Source organism: Streptomyces poriferorum, assembly GCF_019399235.1.
GTDB lineage: Bacteria > Actinomycetota > Actinomycetes > Streptomycetales > Streptomycetaceae > Streptomyces > Streptomyces poriferorum.
On sequence record NZ_JAELVH010000582.1, the window covers coordinates 1 to 2,013 of the forward strand.

The 2,013-nt window shown below is 72.6% G+C and carries 1 protein-coding gene and 1 pseudogene; both read right to left on the reverse strand.

Annotated elements, in window-relative coordinates; genetic code table 11:
• Positions 1-361: pseudogene (locus JGS39_RS39810) on the reverse strand (ABC transporter permease family protein); the annotation flags it as partial.
• Between the two features lie 2 nt (positions 362-363).
• Positions 364-1,968 (reverse strand): ABC transporter substrate-binding protein, encoded by a 1,605-nt coding sequence (locus JGS39_RS39815; protein WP_219574627.1) that lies wholly within the window; start codon positions 1,966-1,968, stop codon positions 364-366.
• Between the last annotated feature and the right edge of the window lie 45 nt (positions 1,969-2,013).

Here is a 2,013-nt window from a genome sequence, read left to right on the forward strand (position 1 = left end):
CGACGGCGGTCGGCGGCAGCCAGCCGAGCCGGAGCGCGAAGACCGTGACCAGCAGCACGCCCAGGGCGAACTCCGGTACGGCGTACAGGCCCAGCGTCACCGCGCTGACGATCCGGTCGGCGGCACGCCCTTCGTGCCGGGCCGCGAGCACGCCGAGGCCGACCGCGGCGGGCACCAGCAGCACCACCGTCGGGACGGCGAGCAGGAGGGTCGGGCCGAAACCGTCCGCGAGGTACGTGCTGACGGGCCGCCCCGAGGTCAGCGAGACCCCGAGGTCGCCGTGAACCAGCCCGGCCGCCCAGTCGAGGAGGCGCTCGGCGGGCGGCCGGTCCAGGTGCAGGGCGGCTCGCACCGCCTCGATNCTCACGCGAGCCACACCCTGTCGAAGCGGGCCCAGTCGAGGGTGTTGGCGGGTGCCTGCGGCTCGATGCCTCTGACGCCGCGGGCGGTGCCGAGTATCCAGTCGGCGAAGCCCCAGATCAGGAAGGGGCCCTCGGTGTGGAGGCGGCGCTGCATGCGGGCGTAGACGGCGGAGCGCTCCTTCGGATCCCGTGTCGACTGGGCTTGCTGGTAGAGGGAGTCGAAGTCCTCGTGGCGCCACTTGGTCGCGTTGGTGGTCGAGCCCGTGAGCAGCCGCTGGGAGAGGTGTGACTCGATGGGCATGGCGCCCGAGCGGTAGCAGGACAGGGTTCCGGCGTCGAGGATGTCCTTCCAGTAGGTGTCCTTGCTGCCCGTCCTCACTTCGACCGTGATGCCGGCTTCGGCCGCCTGGTCGCGGAAGACGGCGGCGGACTCGGTGAAGCCGGCGGCGACGGGTGAGGTGTCGAGGGTGATCCGCAGGTCCTCGGCGCCTGCCTGCTTCAACAGGCTGCGCGCCCGGCCGAGGTCCTGTTCACGCTGGGGCAGGCTGTCGGCGTAGTACTCGTATCCCTTGCCGAACAGGTCGTTGCCGATCTCGCCGGCGCCGGAGAGGGCCCCCCGGACGAGTTCCTCCCGGTCGGCGACGAGCATCAGGGCCCGGCGGACGCGCGGGTCGTCGAAGGGCGGCCGGTCGGTCTTCATCGCGAAGGACTGCATCGCGCTGTTGCGGAGCCGTACGATCCGGATCCGGCCGCCGTTCTCGTGGGCGCGGGCGGTCGCCGGGTTCAGCTCGTGGGCGTACTCGACCTGGCCGCCGAGCAGGGCGTTGACACGCGCGGACTCCTCGTTGGCGACGACGAACTCCAGCTGGTCCAGGTGCGGGGCGCCGTCCCAGTAGTCGTCGTTGCGCCGCAGGACGGTGGACCGGCCGGGGGCGAAGGAAACCAGGCGGAAGGGCCCGCTGCCGACGGGCCGGTGGTCGAAGTGACCGTCGCGGGCCGAGGCGGGGACGATGTACGCGCCGAACGCCGCCATGACATTGGGGAATTCGGCTGTCGGCCGCTTGAGGACGAACTCGACGGTCCGCTCGTCCGTGGCGCGGCTGGCCGCCAGGTCGATCGGTTCGAGGGACGCCCTGGCGCGGAAGGCCCGCGCGGGGTCGGCAATTCGACGGTAGCTGTACAGCACGTCGTTCGCGGTCACGGGCTGCCCGTCGTGGAACACCGCTGCCCGCAGGGAGACCTTCCACCGGTCGAGCCTGCCGTTGGGTTCCCAGGAGGAGGCGAGGCGGGGCCGGGCGGAGAGGTCGCCTCCGTAGTCGGCCACCTTGTCGTAGAGGGCCTTGGCGCGGGCGGCGTCGGCGAAGAGGTTGCTCAGGTGCGGGTCCAGGGTTTCGCTCGCCCCGCCTCCGGCGAAGGCGGCCCGCAGCCGGCCGCCGCGCTTCGGTGTGCCGTCGTTCTTGGGGTCGTCGGGGGCGGTGCCCGGGGTGTCCGCGCAGCCGGTCAGCGCGAGGGCGCCGAGACCGGCGGCGCCCGTGGCGGCGAGGAAGCCGCGGCGGTGCAGGCCGGGGAAGGGCGTTGCCGTCGTGGTGTGTGTGTCGCTTTGCATGGGGTGTCCTTGATCCGGTGGGGCGTGCAGGAGGGAGGCCCGGCG

Excerpts from the sequence above, each read along its gene's own strand:
- JGS39_RS39815 (WP_219574627.1), bottom strand. The coding sequence starts at position 1,968 with ATGCAAAGCGACACACACACCACGACGGCAACGCCCTTCCCCGGCCTG.